The following is a 24,093-nucleotide window of genomic DNA, read 5'->3' on the forward strand; positions in this document are numbered from 1 at the left end:
GCCCATAAATACCTAAAAATCAAGCCAATTTTTAACTTTCCAGAGACCTTCGAAATGGTCGTGCCATCCTACTATCATACATTTATAGAGTCAACCCCCTTTTCTGGGGGGGTTTATTGGGTTTTTTATTTGACATCTTTACTGTAAAAGAATTAAGATCTGTTACATTTAAATAAACAAAGCTGGAATAAAAACCTCTGCAAGAACCAAAAGGCGATCCCATGGTACTCGGAAAGCATCATTTGTTAACGCTGAACAACTTCCAAAAGCTGGCTTTACATGAAGAAAAACAAGGCAGTGTCGCCGCGGCGGGTCATAAACTCCTGGAGGTACTGCAACGCTCGATTCAATTTGACGCCGCATGGGTTCTAAAGTTCGATCCCGGGTCCCTGAACATCTCGGATATCCACCTTCACCAATTCAGCCAGGAAGCTTTTTCAAAATATCTCGATCGCTTCTATACCAAAACTCCCATACCCACGATTCACCAGATGCGTCATGACGGATATATCGCAAAGAGGGGGTCCGATCTCGTTGAAACCGAAGTCTGGATGAAGGATCCTTTTTATCAAGACGTCATTCATCCGCTGGGGCTTAAATTTTTTCTTGTGGGGGCTTGTGTCGATCAGAAAAAACAGCCGATCGGATTGATCGTCCTCTGGAGATCCAACCACCGTTATGATTTCTCCGGTCGGGACAGCTTATTCCTCGAGCACGCTTCCCGTTCGTGCGCCACCATTCTGAGCCGTACCGAATCGACGGAGGATGATTGGGAAAAACCGGAAATCTTCAGGTTAATCGCCCAACACGCGGAACCGGGCGTGATCATCTTGGGCAAAGAGAACGAGATCGGCCTGATGAATCATGAGGCCAAGACCCTTCTTTCGAATATACAGAGCGGGAAGGAACATCTCTCCCGAACCTCCGAGGAGAAGTTTTTTCGAAAACTTCGTGAGCTCAGATCCCGGGTCTTAAAACACACCGACCCGGCCGAACAAAACGGGAGCGCCACACCTCCCTCGGAGATCTTTCGCTTCCGCGGAACGACTTTTTCCTGCAAAGGAATCCACCTGGCCGGTGTGGGCGAGGATCAAGGGTTGGTGATGGTATTGATCGAGGTCCTACCGGAAGAAACCGAGGTTTCGCCCACCTTCAATAAACGGTTTTCCGAATTCACGGCGCGGGAAGGGGCCATCGCCAGGTTAATCAGCCGGGGTTTCACGAACAAGGAGATCGCGGCGGACCTCGAAATCGGCATCCATACGGTCAAAGATCATATTAAACACATCATGAGGAAACTTAGGACGAACACCCGTTCCGGGATTGTCGCAAAAATCATGGTCCGATCCCCTCATGATTTGCACAGCGTGGAGTAGCGGCCGGCCGCTCAAGCACACCGGCCCACCTCCGGAATTTCCTCCGCAAGGCCCCGCTTCCGATCAACGACGCCGCCAAAAGGCCGCTTTCTACTCAGTCCGCTTCGGCCAAAACGAAGATCGCGGCCCAATCCAAATCCACACCCTCCCTCCTCTTTTCTTGACAACCTGCGGTTCCAAGTTATCCTTATATTAAGGATAATTGCGTATCAACCCTTCGAGAAAATTCGGGGTCTTTTTGAGAATCTTGTCCTCAACGGTCCGCCTTCTTTTATAAACGGTGTCCGTACCGCAGGTTTATCGATGACCGTATCAAGCCATGACAAGGGATATATCCGGATATTTACGCGTACTATCTTGGCGGTCTTTGTCCTTCTAATCACAGGTGCGGGGTGCGAATCGGGCCAAACGACCAATATCCCGGATGATATGGTGGGGGTTTGGGAAACCTCGGCGGCGAAGTATAAGGATCGTTTTATGGAGTTTAAAAAAGACGTATTGATCTTTGGAACAGGCGACGGGGACCAAAGCATCCAATCCATCAAAAATGTCAAAATGCTCCGTCAAGACCAACAGGACTTATACACGGTCACCTATCTGGATGAAGACGGAGGAGAGTACGCCCTTTCCTTTTTCTACGATCCAGGCGGCGGTGTGATTAAACTCAAGAATCAAGAAAATATCGAATGGAAAAAAGATATCGGAACAAAAGACTGAATCGGGCTCTCCAGAGGGAGCACCATTAGATGTCTCGTTATTCCTCAGAGATGATCAATACGGATCTACCGGGCACACGATGGCGTCAAGCGGCTATGACATCCGAATTTCAAGGGTGCGCTGCGTGGTGCCGGGGATTTACCTTGATCGAAATGCTTATCTCTGTCGCGATGCTGGCCACGTTGGCCGCCATTGCGATCCCGATATATCAGTCCTACCTGGACCGGGCGAGGAACACGGCAGCCATATCCGATATTCAGGTTTTGCAGCTCAAGATACAGGTCTACATGGAGGAGGAGGGGAAACTTCCGGACAGCCTTTCCGACCTGAACTGGGAGCAGCCGGATCCCTGGGGCCATCCCTATCAATACCTGAATTTTTCGGCCGCGGGCCCTGGGTGGAAGGGAAAAGCCCGGAAAGACAAGTTTCTCGTTCCCTTGAACTCGACCTACGATCTATACAGCAAAGGGAAAGACGGGCAAAGTAAACCACCCCTCACCACCAAGATGAGCCAGGACGACATCCTTCGCGCCAACGACGGAGCCTTCGTCGATCTGGCCGCGATGTTTTAGGGGTGTACTTTAATCATGAAATTCGATAGGAAATTCCTTCAAAGCAAAGTCGCCCGCCGAATTTTCATGCTGTTTATCCTGTGTGCCCTCCTCCCCACAGTGACGCTCGCCATAATCTCCTACAGCCTGGTGGTGAGACAGCTGACCACGCAGACGCAGGAGCGTCTGCATAGAGTCAGCAAGGAAACGGCGTTTTCTCTCTTCGAGCGTCTGCAATTTCTTGAAGGGCAAATGAAGGAAGTGGCGTCCAAAGTAAAGTCAGGCGCCGGCCCTTCGTCCGAAGAATTTAATCAGGTCTTAGGGCGATATTTCAAGTCCATGATGATTGTCGCCGACACGGCGCATCCAGTGGTTCACTTTGGTTCGATTCAAAATCCGCCGGCCCCCAACCCCCAAGAAAGGGATCACCTGAAAGCCGGAAAAACCCTTGTATCGATTCGAAAGAAGTCCGGTCTCCCCTTGCCTTTATATATGAGTCGTATGCTGGAGCCACAACACCCGGAGAAGGGTCTTCTCGTGGCCGAGATTAATCCAGCTTATCTTTGGGGGAATTCCGAGGAGGGATCCGCGCAAACCGCGGTCGAGGTCTTCTTGTCGGATCAATCCCACATCGTGCCGATCTCCTCCCTTCCGGGGAAGGCCCTCTTGACGGAGCCGACCGCGTCCCTGCTGGCCCAATCCTCCTCGGGCCAGTTCGAGTGGCTCTCCGATGGAAAAGAATACATTTCAAGCTACTGGTCTATTTTTCTAAAAAGCAATTTTTTTATGCCGAAGTGGACCGTGGTGGTAAGCAAATCGAAATCCGATGTGCTGACGCCCCTGATCCACTTTAAAAAAACCTTCGTCCTTGTCTCCCTGATGACCCTGTGGGTGGTCTTGCTTTTGAGCATCGGCCTGATCCGAAGGAATTTAGGGCCGATTGAACGACTACAAGAAGCCATCCGCCGCATCGCGGGCGGGGAATTTGACGTCCCGGTGACCATCAATAGTGGAGACGAATTCGAGGAATTGGCCGTTTCCTTTAACGCGATGGCGGGCCGATTGGGGAAACAAATCGGGGCCCTCGCCGGCGCGGCTAAAATCGACCGGGCCATTCTCTCAACGCTGGACACCAAACAAATTGTGGAAGCCCTTCTCACCGGCATGAGAGAGATAATTTCCTGCGATTGGGTCATGGTGGCCCTGCTCGATTCCAAAACCCCGGATTCGACCCGCGCCTATATCCGCTCCAGCGACGGGGCAACCGGGGAGCTGGAAACGGCCGTGCGGATCCCGCCGAAGGATGCCGAGCGGCTTCGTCAAGGCTCGGTGAATATTATTAAGGCCACGGACCCGCATCTGCCGTCTTACCTGGCCCCCCTGGTCCAACGCGGCATGAAATCATTTTTAATCCTGCCCGTTTTTTTGAAAGAGAAACTGGCGGCCATAATCACCCTCGGCCATTCGACCCGACACCAGTACAATCCGGATGACCTGCTCCATATCAGTCGCCTGGTCGATCAGGTCGCGGTGGCGCTCTCCAACGCCCGGATGGTCGAACAAATCCATGTCCTGGCCTACTACGACGGTTTGACCGGGTTGCCGAACCGGGTGATGTTCAAGGAACAGTTGAACCGGCTGCTCCAGTTGGCCAAGCGCAGCGACCAACGGGTGGCCATCCTCTTTCTGGACCTGGACAATTTCAAGCAGATCAATGACACGCTGGGTCACGATCTGGGCGACAGGTTGTTGCGAGAAGTGACGAACCGCTTGCTGCAATGGATACGGTCGAGCGATTACCCTTCCCGCGCCAACGAGGAAAACACCATCGTATCCCGCCTGGGGGGAGATGAATTCACATTATACCTTGCCGATATCACCCGGGTCCAGGACGCCGCCGCCGTGGCCCAACGCATTCTCGATGTGCTTTCCAAGCCTTTCATGCTGGACACCAACGAGGTGTTCATCACGGCCAGCATCGGCATAACCGTATTCCCCTCGGACGGCCAAGACGGGGACACCCTCCTCAAAAACGCGGACACGGCCATGTATCATGCCAAGGACAAGGGAAGGAACAATTACCAATTTTTCACGTCCTCCATGAACGCGGCCGTCATGAAACGGCTCAGCCTCGAAAACGACCTCCGGAAGGCGCTGGAGCGCCGGGAATTTGTTCTTCACTACCAAGCGCAAATGGACCTCCGCACGGGAAAAATTCCCGGGATGGAGGCGCTCATTCGCTGGCTGCACCCGGACAGAAGGTTGATACCACCGGGGGAATTCATTCCCTTATCCGAAGAAACGGGCCTGGTCGTCCCGATAGGACAATGGGCATTGAACGCGGCCTGTGAACAAAACAAGGCCCTGCAAGCGGCCGGTCTTCCTCCGATGCGTGTGTCGGTGAATCTCTCCGGACGACAAATCCTGGATCCGCAGCTTCCGGAGACCGTGGCTCGAATCTTGAAAGACACCGGTCTCGACCCTAAATACCTGGAGGTGGAGCTCACCGAAAGTATTCTGATACAGAACCAGAAAACCGTCCTCAACACCTTGCATGCGTTGCGGGAGATGGGAATTCAGGTCTCGTTGGATGATTTTGGCACCGGCTATTCATCGCTGAGTTATTTGAACCGGTTCCCGGTGGACACGCTAAAGATCGACAAATCGTTCGTGGAAAATATCCCGGTGAACTCCGATAACGTCGCACTCATTAAAGCCATCATTGCGATGGCCCATAGTCTGAAACTGAAGGTTCTCGCGGAAGGCGTGGAGAATGAGCAGCAGCTTGTATTTTTACGCGAGGAAGGGTGCGATGAAATTCAAGGCAACTTGTTCAGCCCGCCCGTTCCGATCGAGGCCCTCGAAAAGCTCCTGCGGGAAAAAAACCATCGGCCGGGGGGAAAAGCCACCAATCCCCGATTGGCATCTTGAGAGAGAAATCGGCCCCTTCGAAGACCGCCGGCCATTCCCATCGTTGTTAATTCGTGAGCGTCTAAATCGGCGCGGTCCGGTCGTATATTATCACGCCGTCGATTTTCCAGCTCCCGTTTTCCAGGACCATTCGATACTGCGCCCGAACCGTCACAAGATCGACGCCGGTCACGTCGACACGGACCACCGCACGAGTCCCTCCTTCCGAGAAGGCGATATCGCCGAAGGAAGTCCGCTTCGATCGGGCGATCTGGGGATACCCCGTCTGGACCATCGCCTTGAATTCATCCGACGAGAACTCGGATTGAATATGTTTGGAGGCAAAACGGTATGCGGCCGGATAGTCATCCGCGTTAAAAGCTTTCAATTGTTGTTGGATGACCCCTTGGACGAAGAGCCCCGGGTCATCGGCGATTACAGGACCGGCCTTGAAGACCAAGAACCCGAACAGGAGGAGCCAGGCCAAGAAGATAGCGGCGGAGGGATTTGAATCCCCGGCCGGGAGAGTATGGTTTTGAACTGGAATATTTTCAGGGGGCATCGAATGGGGGCCGGGTTCCCCGATTTTCATCTAAGATCGAACCATTGTCAGCATTCTAATGATTCTATTGATGCGTGTCAATTCCCTCCCATTCTGAGGATTTCGGAACCAATCAAGCCCGGCAGCGCGGGAAGAGCCCCCTCGTCCATGAATTACGACGGGGGGATAAATTTGACGACGATTTTCCTGGACATGCCCGCAGGGGGAGGACGAAGTTTCTTGAGCTCCGAGATGGCCCGAAGCGCGGATTGATCGAATTTGGGATTGCCGGAGGAACCCACGAGCTGATAGTCGAGGAGCGTTCCCGCCTCGTCCACCTGAAGCTGTAAAACGACCGAGAGGGAGATGTTTTCCGGCAGATCCTGCGGCTGTTTATACAGGCGCTGGATCTCGGTCGTCACGAGGTCGATGTAACCCGAATATTTTCCTCCTCCGGCTCCCGACGCGAATGGATTCCCGAATCCGGGGAGTTCGACCGGAGCGGGCGTGGCCGGGGGAGGCGGGGCGCTCTTCACGTCCTCGACCGGCGGCGGAGCCGCCTCGGGCTCGGGGGCCGGGGGCGGCGGTTCGGGCTTCGGCGGTTCCGGTTCCGGCGGCTTCGGCTTGGGCGGCTCCGGTTCCTTCACGTTCCGGATATTGATCTTGTAATAGGCCAGGAATTCCTGGCCGATCGATGTGGTGGCGAGCCAGACCAGAAAGCCGGCCGCCGCGAGGTGCAGTACGGCCACGATCAGCAGGGTAGTCCCCACCTTGCTTTTTTTCTTCTTGAAGCCGACGTATCCCGGCATCGGGACTAACTCCCCTCGTCGCTCAAGAGTTTGGTCGCCAGCCCCACATCCTCGATCGGCACCTTTTGCAGCGCGTCCAGCACGGCCACGACGTACCGGTACTCGACATGCTCGTCCCCGCGGATGATCACGGGAAATTCCGCTCCCTTGGCCTTCTTGAGGTCCCTCAAAATGCCTTCGAGCTCCCGGACCTCCACTTTTTGATCGTCGAGAAAAACGTCCCCCGATTTTTTGATCGAGATCGCCCGGACCTTGTGTTCGTCGATGGTCGTCTCGTTCGGCGAGGACTCCGGGAGCTGGACCTCGATCCCCTGAAGCGCCGCCGTCGTGGTCAGGATGAACACCACCAGCAACACCCAGGCCAGGTCCAGAAGCGGAGTGATGTTCAACGAGGCCACCGCGCCATGCGTGGATTTTGACAATCGTCTCATAGGGTCCATCCTCCTCGTTTGATCGCGGGGACGCTAGGTTCCCGGTTGCGCAGACTCGGTCATGGGATAGGAGGCCCGGAGGCCCAATTCCGAACCCTCGCCCGGCTCGGCATCCGGGTTGGACGATCCGTTCGCGCCCCCCTCTTTCACGTACTCGGCGGCAAACACGTTGTCCAGATGCGCGGCAAAATTCTCCATCTCGATCGTGACTTCACGGATCTTGGTGATCAGGTAGTTGTAGCAGAAGAGCGAGGGAATCGCGACCGAAAGGCCGACCACCGTATTGATCAGCGCGGCCGCCACGCCGGGGGCCATGGCGGTCAGGCTGGCCTGCTGGCTTCGGGCGATGCCCGAAAAAGTGTCCATGACGCCCCAAACCGTTCCGAGCAGCCCGACGAAGGGGCCCCCGCTGATCGCGGTCGCCAGAATGATCATGCCCGATTCGAGGTTGACGGTGCTTTCCCCCATGCCCCGTTCGATCGCAATGCGAACCGCGTTCATCCCATGGCGGGAAATCTTTTTTCCGTACTTGGCCATCTGTTGTTTGAGCTCCTCGCACGCATCCTGGTAAACCTGGAATAAAGAGGACCCCTCGAGGGAGGCCCCTTGCTTGAAAAGATCCAGGGGCGAATTGCCCGCGGAGTAAAGGGACAAGAACTTCCCGTTTTGTTTTCGGGTCTTTCTCAGTTGGCGGAACTTTGTGATGATCACCGTCCAACTGACCAGCGAGAAAATCAGGAGGGCGATCATGATGATCTGACCCTCGAGCGTCGAGTGTCTCAACGAATATGCAAGGCCTCCCAGCTGTCCCATACCCACGTCTCCTCATCGAACGTTAAAAGTTTCGGTCGCTTTGATATCAACCCGGATTTTCCGTCACGTCCACTTCGATCGTCACACCCTTCTTGAAATTAAGGCTCTCGAACGTTTTTCGATTCCTTTTCCCCTTCGAACGATCGGCCTGCTTCTTGCCGGTGTCCCCGTCCGCTTGCGCTTCCTCGGGGGCCGCGGCCTCCGCCACGGTGTCCTGGGCGGATTGGACCGCCGACGACGTGGCCGCGGTACTCGTCGAGACGGACCCCGTGGTTCCGCTGAGCCCTCCCAGGCCGGTACCGGCGGAGGAGGGGGCCGAGATGGGAATCGAGATGCTTCCCCCGATGCTTCCGCTCAGCGGCCCGGTGATGGCCGATTGATCCCCGGTGATTTTATCCACGTCGATCACCACGTTCCCCTCGACCGCCCCCCCCTGAAGGTCCAGGTTTTCGGCCGTGATCGAAACCGTCTTCCCGCGGATCCCGGCCGGGGGAACCACCACGTCCCCCGCGGGAGCGGTGAGGTAGATGTTCCCGAGTTTCCAATCCCCGCTGAACTCGGCCTTGATCTGGTCGTACTGTTCGCTCGCAGCCGTCAAGGCCTCCGCCAGCCCGGCCTTAAACTGGTTCTCCAGCGCCTGGGTATCGCGTCCGAGGAACCGCCGTTTTATGATCTCATTTTGAAGCGCCTGCAATTCCGGCGTCAATTGGAACGGGGGCGGAGGCGGGTAATCGGGCAGCGGGTCCGGATCGTTCGGATGGAAGGTAAAGATGCCGCTCCCGGGAACACTCGCGGGCAGGTATGTGGTGATGACGTTACCCTGGTCATTTGTAACTTGATCCACAAAGATGAACTGCACCAGTTCATCCTTGCCGCCGCTTCCGGCATTGATGTTTCCCTCCGTGGAGCTGATCCGAATGTCGCCGCCGCCGAAGGTGGCCACTCTGGATTTATTGACATTGACATCGCCCGTCGCCGTGATATCGATCTCCCCGCCCCGGAGGGTCATGATGCCCAAATAGGTACCGAATTGAGATACCCCGGTGGACCGATTGGTCCCGATGTCGACGCTCCCTCCGACGGGGCTGTCCGGCCCGTCAAGTCCGTGGATCCGGATCGCCGCCCCGTTGTAGGTGACGATGGTGGACTGCGTCATTTCCAAATTTCCGCCCACCGCGATCTCGAGCAGCCCTTCGGGAACGATGTCGTCTGTCGGGATGGCGGTGAACCGCTGACCGATGCCCCGACTGTCGGCCAGATTGAGGTCCCCGCCCGTCGAGACCAACCCGTCGCCCGTGCCGACAAAAAGGATTCCGCTGGTGCTCGCCCGGGTCGGGGTCATGTCGATATTCCCCGCCGCGCCGACCGTTCCCTGCACGCCGTCGGGAACCGAGATCGTCGCCGAGAAATTGGTGATATCGGCCCCGGATTGGACCGTCACCTGTTTTCGAAGGGTCGGACTGTACAGTTGGAGGTCGAGGTTGCCGATGTTACCGGCGACCGTCCGGAAGCTGACCGGAATGACGCTGTTCGAAATCGTCCCGGCCGGATTATTCAACAATCTCGAAAAATCGGTGTCGATCGACACGCCGACCAGCGAATCCGGATCGGCCGGAATGAGTTTCAGGGTGGGAGGAACTCCGTTGACCAGGGTCCCCTGAATCGCATCCTGTGCGAAGAAATCAAGGCGGCCGGTCGGAGAAGGCCAGAACGCGAGATTGGCCTCGATAAAAATGCTCCCATGAGGCGCGCTGGCGCTGAAGGAGGCCGGGTAATATTGCCTTAACTGAGCCATTTCCGGGCTTTTTTCTCCGTCGGGGACGAGGGGCCCCAGGTGAATGTCCCCGTTCGTCGCGGTGAGGCTCACCGCATTGCCCGGATCGGCCGTTAACTCCCGGTTCCCGTAGATCGAATTGACCCCTTCGGCCAGGCCCTTGTCCTGGACAAGTCCGAGATAAACGGACTGGCCCGCGCTCACATCCAGTTGGCCTGATCCGAGCGTCAAATTCACATTGTTGTCGGCCGAACCGAAATTCCCCCCGACCGTGACATGGGCCCGGCCGTTTGAAACGAGAAAACCGCCCAGAAAATCTCCGCCGGCGTTGATGGTCAAAATTCCGGGCGCGTTCGTATCCAACCGCAAGCCGTTATACAACTGGATTGCGTTGTCGAAGGCGCTCGGAGCGGTGATGTTCCGCCCCGCCTGAATCGTCATGTTGCCGCCGTTTCCCGTCCCCAGGGTCGAGTTGGAAAGGACAAAATCCCGTCCCGCCGTCGCCACGATGTCCCAAGGAGCCCCGCCGTTCAGACCGTAAATATCATTGATGATAAACGTATCATTAAATAGAATGTCGTTCCCCGCCGTGAAGGTGATTTTTCCCCGCGACCCGAAGGGGACGGTCCAAGCGCTCAGGTCCGTGAGGGCCCCCGTCACGGTGATGTCGTGATCGGCCTGGAAATCGAGTTCGGAAAGGCCGCTGGACGGGTCGAAGTCGTCCTGGGTCACGGTCAGATCATACGGGTCCAGGAGCAGCCTTCCGCCGGTATATCCCGCATTCGCCCCGCCGCGAACCGTTCCCCCAAGCGTCACGTCATGACCGCTCAGCTCGACCGAGCCGCCCCATCCTCCTTGGGCGCCCCCGGAAACGTCGATGACCGCGCCCGGATCGAACCGCGTTGTACCCGTCGCCTTGTCCGACGTCGCAACGATCGTCCCCCCATTGGATGTCCCTTCGCCGTCTCCCCGAGCGGACAGGACACTTCCGTTGGCCAGGTTCAAATCCTCGCTTGCAAAAAGTTCGATCCGTCCGTCCTTCTCACGGACACTGTCGGCCTGGACGAGTCCCTCCTGATTGATGACGCGGGCGTAGATGTTGACGCTTCCGCCGTCGGCGATCAGGTCTTTGAGATTGGTCGCTTCGCCGTTCGGATTGTTGACCTCGACCAGAAATCCTTGACCGTCCGGCCGGTCCGTCAGGTAGGCGGATGTCCCGGCCGCCAAAAGGATCTGCCCCTCGGGACTCTTGATGAGACCGCTGTTCTCGACGTTCGGCGCGAAAAGAAAGACGTACCCCCCGGAACCGGTCTGGATCGTTCCGGCATTCTTGACCGCACCGCCGGCGGCGTCCCCTTGGAAGACATACTGCCCTTTCAGGAAATTATCATCCGTCAGATTGAGGGAGGACGCAATGAGCCCGCCGACATTGACCTGGGCGCTTGGGCCGAAAAAAACGCCGTTCGGATTGATCAGGATGACCGACCCGTTCGCCTGAAGCGACCCGAAGATCTGGCTGGGATTGGCATCGAAAATCCGGTTCAACGCGATCGAACGGGTGCCGGGCTGGATAAACCGGGTGACTTCGTTCGGGGCGATGTTAAACTGCTGCCAGCTCAGAATCGCTTTCGGGGTCGTCTGATTGACGGTCACGACCGATGTCCCGACGCCCGAGACCGTGGCCCCGCCGCTCACCACGGTCGGGCCCGATGGATTTCCAAGAGACGTTTCGGGAAAGATCAGGCCCGCGCACAGAAGGAAGACCGGGATCCAGTTTCCGGACGCTGCCATCCGATCTCCATTGACACCTTGCATTCCCCTCATTGCGAAGTCTCCTCTTTTTAAAACATGGCTTTCATGGAGAAATGAACAAAGAAATCCCCGGCCTGAGTGATCGCGGCATCCTTCATCGCCCACGCAAAATCCACTCGTCCCTGAAAATAGTCGGTCAGTTTCAATCGCACCCCCCAACCCGCTCCGTCGAGCCGTTGATGGTCGATCTGACCGGGGAGCGCCTGCCGGGTCCGGAGGTAGGCCGCATCGTAGAACACGGTAATCTGAACGCTCTCCTTCAAAGGATCGGAGTGGACCGTTGGAATTGTCGGAGAAAATAATTCCAGGGTCCAATGGAAGGCGTTGTCGCCCAAGGCCTCGCTTTCCAAATAGCCCCGGACCGAATCGACGCCTCCCGCAAAATATTCCTCGGCCGGGATCAGGGGCTCGCTCGCCCACTGCCCGTCGGCCTTTAGAGACAGAGCGGATCCCTTCGGAAGGTCCTGCAGCCGCTCCAGGCCTCCCTGGAGGATTAGAAAGGTCCCCGTCGATCCGTGGCGGTTTCCGGGATGGTTGATGGGATCCGAGGGATCCCCGCCGAAATCCTCCTTGTCCCCGCCCGGCACCATCCCTGCCACATAACCTTTGGCGGTGGCGGAAATTTTCGTCGTCCCCACTCGGTCCTGATAAAGTAGCGTATCGTTGATCGATAGGGGCATGTAATTGACCCTATCGCTCACGACCTCTGTCCCCAGCCCGCCGGGAAAGGTGGCCGTGCTTTTATCCAAATGTTTATAATCAAGACCAAGCAGGATCTGTTGAGACAATTTCGTGCCGGTATCGAGCGGGATGACATACCGGGCCCCCCCGATATCGGCGTTCCCGGGGATGTTCACGTTCCCCGAGGAGGTCGATATTGCGCCGACGGATAACTGCGAATTGCTCTGGGAGAGTGCCCCATAAAAAACGGCTGTTCGACCCGACGTTTTCAGGGGAACGACGTAGCTCAATCCATAGACCTGGACCTGTCCCCAATCCTCGGGCGTTTGAGTCGTCTGGAAGGTGAGGAGCTGATCCCGGTTGAAGAGATTGGTGTACTGGATTGACCCGTTCAGGCGTTGCTTTGGCGTGTCCGGAGTGCCCTGGTTATTCCATTCCAGGCTCGCATGAAGCGGAAGACGATCCTTAATGGATAGTTCGAGATCCACCGTTCCGGGCTTTTGACCCAGCGCGAGGACCGGGTCGATCTCCAGGTCCGGATTGCTGTTGGCCTGGTTCAGTTCCTTAAGGAAGCTTGGTTCGTAAATCAAGAAATCCTCTTTCAGGGAAGGCAGTCTCGCCAGGATGTCCCGTTTTGAAAAATAGCGGTTTCCCGTAACCCGAACCTCCCCCAGCCGGCTTTCGACGACCGTGAGGCGCACGACCCCGTTTTCGATTGTCTGCTGCGGGACGATCACCAGAACCGTGGGGTAGCCGGCCTCGCGGTAGGCCTTCTCCAGCGCGGAACGGGCCTGATCGACGTCCTTCATATGCTGTTGCGGACCCTGATATTTCGAAACGATCTCTTTGACCCTGTCCGGAGTCAGAACCGTATTTCCCTCCACCTGATAATCGCTTATGGCAAAGGTGATTTCCGCCGGATTCTGGACCGCGGGTGCGGGTGTCGTCGCTTCTTTCGGCGCCTCTCCCGGGGACCCTTCCGCCGGTTCGGCGGTTTTTTGAGGCGCCTCCGCCGCTCCCTCCGTCTGAGCCTCCGCGTACAACGCCGGAATCGAACCGGAGAAGAAAAAACAAAGAAACAGAATAATCGGCAGGAGACCGTTCAATCCCCGGGCTCTCCGGCGGAAGCATCCTGCCCGGGAGGTTCCGTTAAACCGTCGGAAGGCTCTGCCTTTGGGTTTGGAGGATTATCATTTTCTTGCAGTTCCTTGAGAATCTGCATCGCCTCGGAATCCGCCTCGACCACGGGCGTCAACCAGGTGATCAGGATATGGCGAGTCTCGGGATCCGGTTCGCTTAATATCCGATTCAAGACTTCCTGCCGCTGGTATCGTTCTTTTTGTTCATCCGGATCAAGATCGCCCCGTGGATCTTTCAGGTCCGAAAGATACAGCGCGTGGCGAGTAACGATCCGGTCGATCTCCGGAGAGGAAGAAATCGGCAAGTCTTGACTCGGAGCGGTCTGGCTCGTCTTCTTGGCCGCGGGGGGGGGAATATGAGAAACTCCGGAGCCGGATGGAACCGGGTCTCCCGGGCCGCAACTCAGGAGGCCGGCAACCAATGTCGGAAAAGCGGTGATTTTAAATGCGGCGAGGACTGTTGGGCCGGTGAAACGAACCGCACGGTCGCCCGGCCGCTTCACCCAAAACGATAACATTCCCGACCTCCGCTTGTTAATTTGGAAATGATCAATCGTTGGATCTTGTTCTTCTCAGGTTATCTGAACCTCAAGAATCGATTAAATTCCTGTAAACTCGCTTGAAGGATCGCACGAGCCGGAGCGGCCCCAATCGAATCAAGCGTCCGCGGATCCGGCCGATCCAGGGTCGGCGGAGCGCGAAGGAAGCGGTGATCCGTTTTAGGCGGTCATCGACATCGCCATGTCCGGGATCCATGAGTTGGATCCTTCGGTAGACATCCGCGGCTTCCCGAAATTTTCCCCGGATTTCCAGAGCCAGCGCCGTTTCATAACGAACCCGGACCGTCTCCCGATCCGGAGCGGAATGGTCCGACAAGGCGGTCCGGAAAGAACGCAGCCCCTCTTCGATCCGGCCCGCGTCCCGGTGGCAGAGGCCGGCCTGGAAATGAGCCTTCAGCCAATACCCCGGAGCCTGAGCCGCTTTTTCGAAGAATCGGATCGCTTCATCGTATTGCCCGTCCTGTCGCAATTCCATCCCTTTCCGGTAAGCCGAATCCGGGACCTCTCCCGATCCCCCGGCCGGACGATGCCGTTCCTCCCGGTGGGACCCGTTGCCGTTGGCGCCATGGACTCCTATTTTCGTTTCCCTTTCCCGAAGGTATGGAGTCAGATCGACGTTCTCGTCAAAGGGAACGATCCCCCCCGCGACCCGGTCCGAAGCCGCCTCCGCGACCACCCTGGCCGAAATGTTCCGGGCCGATTCGGCGAATCCGTAAACGAGAGATCGTTCGCAGACCTGATTGATCAACCGGGGAATGCCGCCCGTAAGACGATAAATCAGGGGAAAGACCGCATCCTCGAAAAGAGGGAACTCCCCCCCGGCCGTTTTGAGGCGGTGCCGGATATACTGGGTCGTTTCCTCCGCATTCATCGGTTCCAGGTGATACTCCGCGTCAATCCGCTGGGCGAACTGGACCATGTCGGGCCGACGTAAGAGATCCCTCAGACCGGGCTGGCCGGAGAGCACGATTTGAAGAACCGGATCTTTTCCGGAGTTCAGGTTCGACAGGAGCCTCAGTTCCTCCAGCATCGCCGGAGTAAGATTCTGCGCCTCGTCCACCGCCAACACCACCCGGCGCTTTTCGGCCTGCTCCCGCTCCAGGAAATCCGAGAAGTGGCGGTAGGCGACCACCGGATCCTGGCTCTTGGAACGCAGTTTGAAAACCGGCGGTATCCATGGCATCAAACTCTGGACCTGCGCGTGGGTATTGGAGATCATTCCGACCGTGAGTTCCCGCCCGGCTTCCACGATCATTTTTCGCAACAGAAGGCTTTTGCCCGTTCCGATCTCACCGGTGATGACCACGAATCCGGATCGATTGAACAGACCGTATGCGAGTACGTTCAATGCCGCAGCGTGTATGGAGCTCTTGTAAAAAAAATCCGGATCCGGAAGCAGAGAAAACGGTTTTTCACGGAAACCGTAATACGATTCATACATCGACTTTCCCCTAACTGGATGGCTTGGTTTGCGGCGCCGTTCCTTTTCCCCGTTCTTTGTTCAGTACCACCCCGACGAGAGGAACCGCCCGGAGGACCTGGAGGGCCTTCTCGATCTCTTCCCGTTTGGTCCGTCCCGCTTCCACCACCAGCAGCAGGGCGTCCAGATGGGGGGAAAAAGCCAGGACATCGGCCGAATAAAATAGCGGGGGGAGATCGAAGAGCACCATCCGGGCCGGATAACGGTGCTTCATCTCCTCGGTCATGGCGACCATCTTCGGCGACGTGAGCCGTTCCGCGGAACGTCCCAAGGGTCGTCCCCCCGGAAGCAGGACCAGACGTCCCAGGCCCGGGTGGACCAGAAGGGAACCGAGGGATCGATCCTCCGTCAGGTATTCGGCCAGCCCCGGGTTCGTCCCGATTCCAAGGACACGATGGACCCCCGGGTTCGGCAAATCCGCGTCGACCAGGAGAACCGTCTGACCCTCCTCCATCGCCAGGCTGATCGCCAGGTTTACGGCGGTGACGGTCTTCCCTTCCTTTTCGCCGGGGCTCGTCACCCCGAGCAGGTTCCACCCGTTTTCCCGCATGCGGTGAAGGACCTGCGTCCGGAGGATTTTATATGCGTGGCCAAACTCATTTTCCTCAAAGGCCGCAATGATCCGATGTTCCCGCATGTGGGAAAGCGGCGCTTCCACCGAACGGGTCTGTTTATAAATGATGCTTCCGGGCGGACCTCCGCGCGAATCCGGGCGGCGGGAAAGGGTCGGGATCTCCTGGGGTTCCCGATTCCCTTTCGCCCGATCGAGTGCGATCCGGAGCCTATCCATGGTTCGTCCCTTTCATTGGCCTTCACCCCAAGCCGATTTTTCTCAGAATCATGAACCAAATGACATCGAGCGGAAGCCACAGGAAGTGGACCGCCATCAAAGAGACGATGAGGAGACCGACGCCGCCCCCGATGAGTCTCCTTTTCATCCGGACGGACCGCTTCCGGTCTTCCTCGTTGGGCATGTAGGGGATCACCGCCAGGGGAGGCGCCTGGCTGAGCAGGCCGAGGGCCCGTGCGGTATGGACGGAATGGTCCAAATTTTCCGCCGCCGCCCCGGAGCCGATGCCGCCGGCGGCGGCCAGAACGAGGCTGAGAAAAACGAGGATGCCCCGTTTCGGCTTTTCCGGTTTTTCGGGAAGGGCCGGGGGATCGATCAGGGAAAAGCGCTCCCCTTTGCGCTGGGCTTCCAAAACCTCGGAAACCTGGGCCTCCACCAGTTTGGACCGGATTTCCCTATATTTCTCAGCGGAATTATCCCGGTCGCGAGTCAAGTCCAGGTATTCCTGCTCGATCATCGGGGTTTTTTCCAGCCGAAGGGCGAGTTCGTCGGCGCGGGCTTTCATTTCGGCCCGCGTGGCCTTCATCGCCTTTAAATCGTTGCGGGCCGACGCGAGCTGCGATTGGGTCATAATATACGCCGGATTTTCCGGCTTGACCGGCGCGGGTTCTCCCGCACCCGGCCGGGCCCGGGCGATCGCGTGTTCAAGGGATGCGATGACCTTCCGGGTCCGGATGACATCGGGATGGTCTTCCCCATACCGCTCCAAAAGGCCGTCCAGGTTCGCCCGGGCGGCGGTGAGCTGTTTCGAAAGTTCATCCGTGTCGTCCGCCTCCCCGACATCCTTCTCAAGCGCGTCGATCTCCCGCTTCATCTTGATCACATCGGGATGCTGCGCCGACAAGTAGGACGCGCTGCTCGCGTACTGGGCCCGGAGGGCCTTGAGCCGCTCCTCCTGGTCCAGGATCCGCTCCCCGGAGGTGGTGATGATCGGCGTGTTGGGCTTCAGCGTCGCCAATTGGCCTTCGAGAGAGATTTTTTTTTCCTCCAGGGCGCGGACCTGTTGGTCCACGCCGATCAGCTCCTGGTCGACCTGGTTTAACAACTGCATGTTCAACTGGGTCAGTTCGGGCAGGGCCCCCTTGGCGTGCTCCTTGAACGCCGAAATCTTTTTTTCCAGATCCCGGATATGGCCGGAAAGTCGTTGGGCCTGGCTTTTGAGGAACACCGTGGTCTCCTGGGCGTTACGTTCGCGGGTTCTAAGATTCTCCGACAGGAAAAGACTGGTCAGCTCGTTGGCGACTTTCTGGGCCCGTTCCGGAGTTTCCCCGTCGTACGCCAGGGTGAAGGCGATGGTGGCGTGCGTCGGCTGGCCGGTGCGGTGATCCACGACCTCCGCGCTGATTACCTCGAGCTTGATGTCGTTCACGAAGCGCACCAGGACTTCTTCCGTGGTTTCGCGGCGCCGCTCGCCGGCGTAAAGCCCGTATTGCTCGACGATTTTCCAAAGGTTTGAGCGGGTCATGACCTGGTGCTTGATCGTTTCGATTCGCTGATCGGCATAGCTGGTGACGGTGGACCGCACCAGATCCGGAGGCACTTCCTGCTCCTCGATCAAAATGGTGGCCGTCGAACGATAGGACGGCGGCAGGAGGAAGGACACCAGGATTCCGGCGATAAAGAGCCCGGCCGCGGGCAATAAAATCTGAACCTTCCTCCTCCGAATGAGATCCAGATATTCCCTGAAGTCTTTTTTCCCGTCATCCATCGAAGCCGGCCCCTTGAATCGGATTTTCGCCTGAGCGTTTTACCATCGCCTCTTCACCGCGACATCGCCATTTTCGAGCCGGTATAGGTCGTGATCAAATAGACGGTGTTGGAGAACGGCCGAACGGGGGTATGGTATTGGCGCTGTTCCTGATAAAGATAGGAGGCCCCCAGCGACCAGCGTTCGTTCCATTTCCAGTCCCAATGCTGTTCGACACGAACGAACCGGCTGTCGGGAATCTTTCCCCCCGTCGCCACCGGATGATCGAGGAAGAGGTCGAAAATCAACGAGGCGGACAGGGTCGTCGTCATCGTTTTTTGAAGGAATAAATAAGGATGATTGACCAGGATGACGTACCCGGAACCGCTCGGTTCGGTTTCCCGTGTGAGTCCGCCTCGGACCAGGACGGTTTCAAACGCCTTCTCCATTTTCAGGTCCCCGACCCAACCCTGCCCTCGATCATGAAATTCGTAAAGGGCCGTCTGAATTTTCGAAGTCGTGTTGCGCGTTCCCGCGCTCGCGTCCGCGTGAAACGTTTCGGAAAAATCGTGCGCCAGACCGATCCGGGCGCCGTATTCGAACGACCGGGAGACCACCGTCAGCGCCCGGTAGGAAGAATAATAAGCGCCCAAGGTGGATTGATCCCGCTCGGAGAGCTTGTATCTCATCTGGACCGTCCCCTGCTGGTCCTGGTAGTTGATGAGGGTCGGATCGAAATAGTGCGCGGCGGAAAAGGTATAGTCGGCCTGGAGGACGGCCTTTTCGCTCAGCGTATGGGTCCATTTGGGTTCCAGTTTGAGGTAATCCCGTCGCGCCCAAACCAGGGGTTTCCCGGTCTGATTCAATTCGCTCGTCAAGGTCTGATCCTGCGTGTATAAAGTGTCCAATCCCAAGCTGTCCCGCTCCAGGGTATAAAGCCCCGAGACGGTGTAGTACTGATCCGTTCGGTTCAGGGTCTGCTCCGTCGGATAGCGGATGATATTCACCAGGAGACTCCCCTGAAGGTCCAATCGTTCCGCCCGCGCTTCGAACTTCAAATCGGGGGAAAAGGTGACCCCGGCCGCCGGATGATGTTCAGCGACGAAGGTCGGGTTATCCTCGTATTGGCCCTTCACGCTCATCGAGGGTTCCAGCGACCATTCGGTTGCGGCCGCCCCTTGGGAAAGGACCAGTAAAATTCCGACGGTCCATGCCCCGGTTCTTCTCAAGAACGGCCCCATGATGAATCAGAAACCGGCCGTTGTTCTGTCCGATCTTCGCCCCGAGTTCTTCATGGAACCACGATCACGTCCCCCCGTTGAAGGAGGATGTTCTGTTCCAGGTGGTTCCCCTTTTTCACATCGCCGTAGCGAAACGGATAGGTCCGTTGGTTGCCCTGCTCCCAACGCAGCACCTTGATCCCGTTTTCGGAGGCGTACGGCGTCATCCCGCCGGCGAGGCTCAGCGCCTGCATGACGTTGGAGTAATGGCCGACGAGATATTCGCCCGGACGGTTCACTTTCCCGATCACGTAAATCTTATAGCTGTTCACTTTCGTCACCGCGACCGATACGGTCGGTTCGGGGATGAACGGCGATAGGCGCTGCCGGATATCCTTTCGGAGTTCCTCGGCGGTTCTCCCCTCGGCCTGGACCTCCCCGATCAGCGGGAATGAAATCATTCCGTCCGGACGGACCAGCACCTCGCGGGTCAGGCTATCGTCCTTCCAAACCGAGATCTGCAAAACGTCCTCCGGTCCCAGGCGGTATCCGAGATCCGTGGGTGTTCCATCCGTTATCGCACCGACCGGAACCGGCAGAAGGCACAACGCCGCCGATGCCACAATGGCCCATGCGGTCTCAAACCCTTTCACGCGACGGTCTCCTTCCCTTCCATCATCCTTTGACCTGAGCGATCTGAGCCAGCGCGGCCCGGGCATCCTCGATGCCGGGGAAAGGCTTGGAGGCCTGAACCGCCCGCCCCAGGTAACGCCTGGCTTTGATTTCATTTCCCACCTTGTAATAGGCCATCCCGAGATGGTAATACAGGATCGGACGGTCGGGCACCTTCGATTCGATCTTCTGGAACACCCGCACCCCGTCCTCAAACCGGCCCATTTTCACGTAGACCCATCCCAGTGTGTCCAGGAACAAGGGATTGGGGGCCGTCTTTTCGAAATCCCGGCTCAAGGCGAGCGCGCGTTCCAGGCTCTGTGGATCTCCCCTGTGTTCCGTCAACAAGGAGGCCAGGTTGTTGGCGGCCAACAGGACATTGGGGTTTTTATCCAGGACTTTTTCGTAGAGCTGGATCGCCTGATCGGTTTGTCCGATCTGCGTTTGAGCCGCCGCCAAAAGCACCTGGAGCTCTTCGGATTTCGGGTTCGCCCGAAGCCCTTTTTCCAACACCGCCGCTGCATCGGATGGCTTTTCCTGCAGGAGCTTCAAATTGGACAGATCGATCCAAGGGGTGACCCAATCCGGCTTGAGTCGGATCGCTTCCAAAAACTCGTGTTCCGCCCCGGCCCGATCCCCCTGCACCACCAGGACCTCGCCCAGCATTCCATGGGCGTAAGGGTGTTCGGGGCGAGCGGAGATGAGCTTTCGAAGCCGACCGCTCGCTTCTTCTTTTTTTCCCTGCGCCAGCTCCACCTGCATCAGCCCAAACAGAGGAGCGGGGGCATCCGGCCGAAGGTCCATCGCGCGATCATAGGCCCGGGTCGCCCTCTCCCATTGCCTGCGGGCTTGACCGAGGCTTCCCTCCGCCATGTCCGCCACGACCGGATCGGCGCCGGCCGCCTGAACACGGGTGAGCGCCGCCTCGGCCCCGCGCCAATCCCGATCCGCCATATTAAGCGTCAACAGGGCGCCCAAGGTCTCAACATCGTTCGGCGTTTCCCTCAGGATCGCTTCCAGGCGGCCGCGGGCGGCCTCCGGTTTTCCATCCGCGGCGTCCAACCGGGCGAGAACCCGACGGGCATCGAACTGTCGAGGGTCCAGCGCCACGGCCTTCTCCAGACTCTCGCGGGCCAGGGGGCCCTCACCCGTCGCCAGATAGGCCTGGCCCAAAAGGGAATGGACGTCCGCCCTTTCGGGCTGATCCTTGAGCACGGACCGGAAGGCCCCGACGGCATCCTGGCCTTCTCCATCGAGCAGCGAGATCTTGCCCTGGACGAGCAGTGCGTCCGAGGAGCGGGGATTTTTCTTCAAGACTTCCTGCAGGCGCTTCTCGGCCGATTCCCGATTCCCTTCGGCGAAATCCATCTCGGCCAATTTCACCCGGGCGTTCAAACCCTGGGGGCGGTCCTCTTCCTCGTTCACGATCTTCTCGTATACTCTCCGGGCCTCCTCCGTTTTCTTGGCCTTCTGGTAGAGTTGCCCCAAGGCGAACTGAAACTGGGCGGCATTGTCCGATTTCTTAACGGCTTCCAACAAAACCGCCTCCCCCTCCCGGATCCCTTTGTGGGCGGTCACAAACTCGGCGAGACCCAGCCATCCCCGATCGTTGTCGGGTTCCTGTTGGATCGCTTCCCTGAGTGTCGTTTCGGCCTTGTCCAACTCGTGGTAATGCTCGTAGAACCCGGCCAGTCTTAATCGATGATCAAAGACATGCGGTTCCACCTGGACCATTTTTTGAAAGAGCGGCTCCGCCTCCTCCTTTTTCTCCAGGCGAACCAGGAGGTTTCCAAGGTTGCTGAGCAGTACGATGTTGTCGGGATTCGCTCCAACCGCCTCTCTCAAAACTTTTTCGGCATCGCCCGGCCGCTGTTCGCGTACGTAGAGCGCCGCCAGCAGGCTGGCCGCGTCCGGCTCCTGGGGATGAAGCCGCATCACCCCTTCGGCCTTTTGGATCGCCTCCCGGACTCGACCGTCCCGGACCAGGAGGGCGGCTTTCAGAATCTCGGCCTGGGCATCGCCGGGATGTTGACTCAAAACCCTGTCCGCCATCTCCGCGACCTTGTCGGACATTCCGGCATCCAGATAATACCGGCCCAGTTGGATCAAGGCCTCCCGGTAATCCGGATTGATTTCGACGACCCTCAAGTAGTGGCCAAAGGCCTCCTGCCAGTTCTTTTCCTTTTCCTCCACCTGGGCGTACATGAAATAGGCCTCGGGATCTTTGGGATCGATCTTTAAGACGTTGCGCAGCGCCACGCGGGCCTTCGGCCAGTTCCCTTCCTGCATGTACTGCCTCGCCCGCTCCGTGTATTCGGCTTTTCGGTCCTGCGGGCTGCTGCACCCGATGACACCCGTCAGGATCATCAACGGGATCACCATCCAGATTTTCATCCGTTCCATAGCCGCCTCCTCGTTTTCCGATAGACCCTCAGGCCGCCCAAGCCCGGACCCCAAGAATCATCAAGGCCCAAAGCACCACCATCCCCAACGGGACCCACCGGTTCGAAAGCCTGACGAGAATCAGCTCGTAGGCGAAAAACAGCACGATCAATTTCAACACGAGCAGGCCCAGCGGTATTTCTCCCAGGCGGATCTCCGAAAGGCTCGGGACAATCATCGCAACCAGCAAGACGAGAAAATCGAGGGGGGTGACCCGGAAGGAATTATCCCGGTTCAGTTGGATGGCGATCAGAACCACCACCGCCATCAGGACGAAGAACAGGTTCAACATCAAATGGATGGGCCCTCCGGCGTCCCGGAATCCCCCCTCGCTCAGGTAAATTAGAAATGCACCCACTACGTACAAGCCCAGACGGACCAGAAGCGGGATCGCCCGACGAAAGATCACGAAGCCGCCGAGCAGAATGCCGAACAGCAAGACCGCGAAAATCCCGAAATCGGCCGGGATCTGATAGGGAACGAAGGCGCCCAACCCCAAAAACAGCAGCATCCCCATTCCCAAAATCCAGAATGGAATCTCCGAAAGACGCCCCGATTCCTTGATCCGTCGCATCAGAACCGCCGAGAGCGATCGGCCGCGGTCGGCCCGTCGCCATCGCAATCGGCCCCCCGCGACCAGAACGGAAAAGATAAGAACCGCCCCCGCGAACAAGGTGTACACGGCCAACAGCTCCCCATCCTCATGCCAGCGCATCAGATAGGCCAGGCCGATCATCGCGGCCTGAATGAGATAAATAATCACGACGGCTTCGTGATGGAAAAAACCGACCGATAAGAGCTTGTGGTGGATATGATTTTTATCCGCGAGAAAAGGGGACCGGCGCTCCCGGAGGCGCTGGCCCATCACCATGAGCGTATCCAGCACCGGCAGGCCGATCACGAGAAGGGCCAGGATCGGACTGAAAGGCGATCGAGCGGGATCGCTCAGGATCACGGCCGAAACGGCCGCGGAATACCCGAGAAATTGACTCCCGCTGTCCCCCATGAAAACCTTCGCCGGATAGGTGTTAAAACGCAAAAATCCGAAAACACCCCCCAGCACCGAGAACGACAGGATCATCACAATAGGGTCTCCCGACAGTGTGGCCAGGTAGGCCAGCCCGGCGAAGCTGAGCAAACAAAGCCCGCCGGCCAGTCCGTCCAGTCCGTCCGACAGGTTGACGGCGTTCGTGATTCCGAGCAGGACCAGAAGGGTCACCGGGGTCGCCAACCATGGACCCCAATCCGTCCCGTCGAGGAAGGGCAGGCTCTTCAAACGGATCCCTCCGTACCCCGTCACGATCAGAATCGCCAACACTTGCGCCATAAATTTCGACTTGAAGTCGAGGCTCGAGCGGTCGTCCCACACCCCGAAAAACAGAATGATTCCCGCGCCGATCAGATAGGATGAAACCTCCCGGTCCATCGGCGCAAATAACAGGATCGACGCCAACGCCCCGGCGGCCATCGCGATTCCTCCCACCCGGACGACCGGGACGGCGTGCATTTTCCGCTCGCCGGGCATGTCCAGGAGACGAAGAGGTCCCGCCCATCGCATCAACGGAGGGATCAGCGCGATGCAGATCAGCAAGGAACATACAAACGCGTAAAAGAGGGTCATATCCATA

The 24,093-nt window shown here is 57.7% G+C and carries 18 protein-coding genes; 4 read left to right on the top strand and 14 right to left on the bottom strand.

The window, feature by feature from the left end:
• Nucleotides 1–221: 221 nt before the first annotated feature.
• The 4 genes from VMN77_00290 to VMN77_00305 all read left to right on the top strand — a co-directional run bounded on the left by VMN77_00290 (nt 222) and on the right by VMN77_00305 (nt 5,575).
• Nucleotides 222–1,376 (top strand): helix-turn-helix transcriptional regulator, encoded by a 1,155-nt coding sequence (locus VMN77_00290; protein ID HTN42215.1) that lies wholly within the window; start codon nt 222–224, stop codon nt 1,374–1,376.
• A gap of 477 nt (nt 1,377–1,853) precedes the next feature.
• Nucleotides 1,854–2,093 carry a hypothetical protein gene (locus VMN77_00295; GenBank protein HTN42216.1) on the top strand — a complete coding sequence of 80 codons (240 nt, stop codon included), beginning with the start codon at nt 1,854–1,856 and terminating at the stop codon, nt 2,091–2,093.
• 95 nt (nt 2,094–2,188) lie between these two features.
• Nucleotides 2,189–2,665 (top strand): prepilin-type N-terminal cleavage/methylation domain-containing protein, encoded by a 477-nt coding sequence (locus VMN77_00300; protein HTN42217.1) that lies wholly within the window; start codon nt 2,189–2,191, stop codon nt 2,663–2,665.
• Between the two features lie 15 nt (nt 2,666–2,680).
• Nucleotides 2,681–5,575, top strand: coding sequence for an EAL domain-containing protein (locus tag VMN77_00305; GenBank protein ID HTN42218.1), 2,895 nt, complete (start codon nt 2,681–2,683; stop codon nt 5,573–5,575).
• Between the two features lie 61 nt (nt 5,576–5,636).
• Here VMN77_00305 and VMN77_00310 read toward each other — a convergent pair whose 3' ends face one another.
• From VMN77_00310 to VMN77_00375, 14 genes are all read right to left on the bottom strand, one after another.
• Nucleotides 5,637–6,116: a DUF4864 domain-containing protein gene (locus VMN77_00310; protein ID HTN42219.1), complete on the bottom strand. Its 480-nt coding sequence runs from the start codon at nt 6,114–6,116 to the stop codon at nt 5,637–5,639.
• Between the two features lie 152 nt (nt 6,117–6,268).
• On the bottom strand, nt 6,269–6,904 hold the full coding sequence (locus VMN77_00315) for an energy transducer TonB (protein ID HTN42220.1): 636 nt from the start codon (nt 6,902–6,904) through the stop codon (nt 6,269–6,271).
• 5 nt (nt 6,905–6,909) lie between these two features.
• On the bottom strand, nt 6,910–7,335 hold the full coding sequence (locus tag VMN77_00320) for a biopolymer transporter ExbD (GenBank protein HTN42221.1): 426 nt from the start codon (nt 7,333–7,335) through the stop codon (nt 6,910–6,912).
• Between the two features lie 33 nt (nt 7,336–7,368).
• Nucleotides 7,369–8,148 (bottom strand): MotA/TolQ/ExbB proton channel family protein, encoded by a 780-nt coding sequence (locus tag VMN77_00325; GenBank protein ID HTN42222.1) that lies wholly within the window; start codon nt 8,146–8,148, stop codon nt 7,369–7,371.
• 46 nt (nt 8,149–8,194) lie between these two features.
• Nucleotides 8,195–11,713 (bottom strand): filamentous hemagglutinin N-terminal domain-containing protein, encoded by a 3,519-nt coding sequence (locus VMN77_00330; GenBank protein ID HTN42223.1) that lies wholly within the window; start codon nt 11,711–11,713, stop codon nt 8,195–8,197.
• A gap of 50 nt (nt 11,714–11,763) precedes the next feature.
• Nucleotides 11,764–13,521 carry a POTRA domain-containing protein gene (locus tag VMN77_00335; GenBank protein HTN42224.1) on the bottom strand — a complete coding sequence of 586 codons (1,758 nt, stop codon included), beginning with the start codon at nt 13,519–13,521 and terminating at the stop codon, nt 11,764–11,766.
• Nucleotides 13,518–14,072 carry a hypothetical protein gene (locus tag VMN77_00340; GenBank protein ID HTN42225.1) on the bottom strand — a complete coding sequence of 185 codons (555 nt, stop codon included), beginning with the start codon at nt 14,070–14,072 and terminating at the stop codon, nt 13,518–13,520. Before VMN77_00340 ends, VMN77_00335 begins: the two co-directional genes overlap by 4 nt.
• Nucleotides 14,073–14,142: 70 nt before the next feature.
• Nucleotides 14,143–15,555, bottom strand: a complete 1,413-nt coding sequence (locus VMN77_00345) for an AAA family ATPase (GenBank protein HTN42226.1) — start codon at nt 15,553–15,555, stop codon at nt 14,143–14,145.
• A gap of 10 nt (nt 15,556–15,565) precedes the next feature.
• Nucleotides 15,566–16,384 (bottom strand): CpsD/CapB family tyrosine-protein kinase, encoded by an 819-nt coding sequence (locus tag VMN77_00350; protein HTN42227.1) that lies wholly within the window; start codon nt 16,382–16,384, stop codon nt 15,566–15,568.
• 22 nt (nt 16,385–16,406) lie between these two features.
• Entirely contained in the window at nt 16,407–18,152 is a 1,746-nt protein-coding gene (locus tag VMN77_00355; GenBank protein HTN42228.1) for a Wzz/FepE/Etk N-terminal domain-containing protein, read from the bottom strand.
• A gap of 53 nt (nt 18,153–18,205) precedes the next feature.
• Nucleotides 18,206–19,360 carry a hypothetical protein gene (locus VMN77_00360; GenBank protein HTN42229.1) on the bottom strand — a complete coding sequence of 385 codons (1,155 nt, stop codon included), beginning with the start codon at nt 19,358–19,360 and terminating at the stop codon, nt 18,206–18,208.
• A gap of 62 nt (nt 19,361–19,422) precedes the next feature.
• Nucleotides 19,423–20,004 (bottom strand): polysaccharide biosynthesis/export family protein, encoded by a 582-nt coding sequence (locus tag VMN77_00365; protein ID HTN42230.1) that lies wholly within the window; start codon nt 20,002–20,004, stop codon nt 19,423–19,425.
• Nucleotides 20,005–20,026: 22 nt separating this feature from the next.
• Nucleotides 20,027–22,426, bottom strand: coding sequence for a tetratricopeptide repeat protein (locus VMN77_00370; protein HTN42231.1), 2,400 nt, complete (start codon nt 22,424–22,426; stop codon nt 20,027–20,029).
• Between the two features lie 28 nt (nt 22,427–22,454).
• Entirely contained in the window at nt 22,455–24,086 is a 1,632-nt protein-coding gene (locus tag VMN77_00375) for an MraY family glycosyltransferase (protein HTN42232.1), read from the bottom strand.
• Nucleotides 24,087–24,093: the final 7 nt, after the last annotated feature.

The sequence above is a fragment of the Nitrospiria bacterium genome (genome assembly GCA_035498035.1).
Classification (GTDB): Bacteria; Nitrospirota; Nitrospiria; order JACQBZ01; family JACQBZ01; genus JACQBZ01.

Coding starts and splice junctions, on each gene's coding strand:
- VMN77_00290 (HTN42215.1), top strand. CDS start 222: ATGGTACTCGGAAAGCATCATTTGTTAACGCTGAACAACTTCCAAAAG.
- VMN77_00295 (HTN42216.1), top strand. CDS start 1,854: ATGGAGTTTAAAAAAGACGTATTGATCTTTGGAACAGGCGACGGGGAC.
- VMN77_00300 (HTN42217.1), top strand. CDS start 2,189: ATGACATCCGAATTTCAAGGGTGCGCTGCGTGGTGCCGGGGATTTACC.
- VMN77_00305 (HTN42218.1), top strand. CDS start 2,681: ATGAAATTCGATAGGAAATTCCTTCAAAGCAAAGTCGCCCGCCGAATT.
- VMN77_00310 (HTN42219.1), bottom strand. CDS start 6,116: ATGCCCCCTGAAAATATTCCAGTTCAAAACCATACTCTCCCGGCCGGG.
- VMN77_00315 (HTN42220.1), bottom strand. CDS start 6,904: ATGCCGGGATACGTCGGCTTCAAGAAGAAAAAAAGCAAGGTGGGGACT.
- VMN77_00320 (HTN42221.1), bottom strand. CDS start 7,335: ATGAGACGATTGTCAAAATCCACGCATGGCGCGGTGGCCTCGTTGAAC.
- VMN77_00325 (HTN42222.1), bottom strand. CDS start 8,148: ATGGGACAGCTGGGAGGCCTTGCATATTCGTTGAGACACTCGACGCTC.
- VMN77_00330 (HTN42223.1), bottom strand. CDS start 11,713: ATGGCAGCGTCCGGAAACTGGATCCCGGTCTTCCTTCTGTGCGCGGGC.
- VMN77_00340 (HTN42225.1), bottom strand. CDS start 14,072: ATGTTATCGTTTTGGGTGAAGCGGCCGGGCGACCGTGCGGTTCGTTTC.
- VMN77_00345 (HTN42226.1), bottom strand. CDS start 15,555: ATGTATGAATCGTATTACGGTTTCCGTGAAAAACCGTTTTCTCTGCTT.
- VMN77_00350 (HTN42227.1), bottom strand. CDS start 16,384: ATGGATAGGCTCCGGATCGCACTCGATCGGGCGAAAGGGAATCGGGAA.
- VMN77_00355 (HTN42228.1), bottom strand. CDS start 18,152: ATGGATGACGGGAAAAAAGACTTCAGGGAATATCTGGATCTCATTCGG.
- VMN77_00370 (HTN42231.1), bottom strand. CDS start 22,426: ATGGAACGGATGAAAATCTGGATGGTGATCCCGTTGATGATCCTGACG.
- VMN77_00375 (HTN42232.1), bottom strand. CDS start 24,086: ATGACCCTCTTTTACGCGTTTGTATGTTCCTTGCTGATCTGCATCGCG.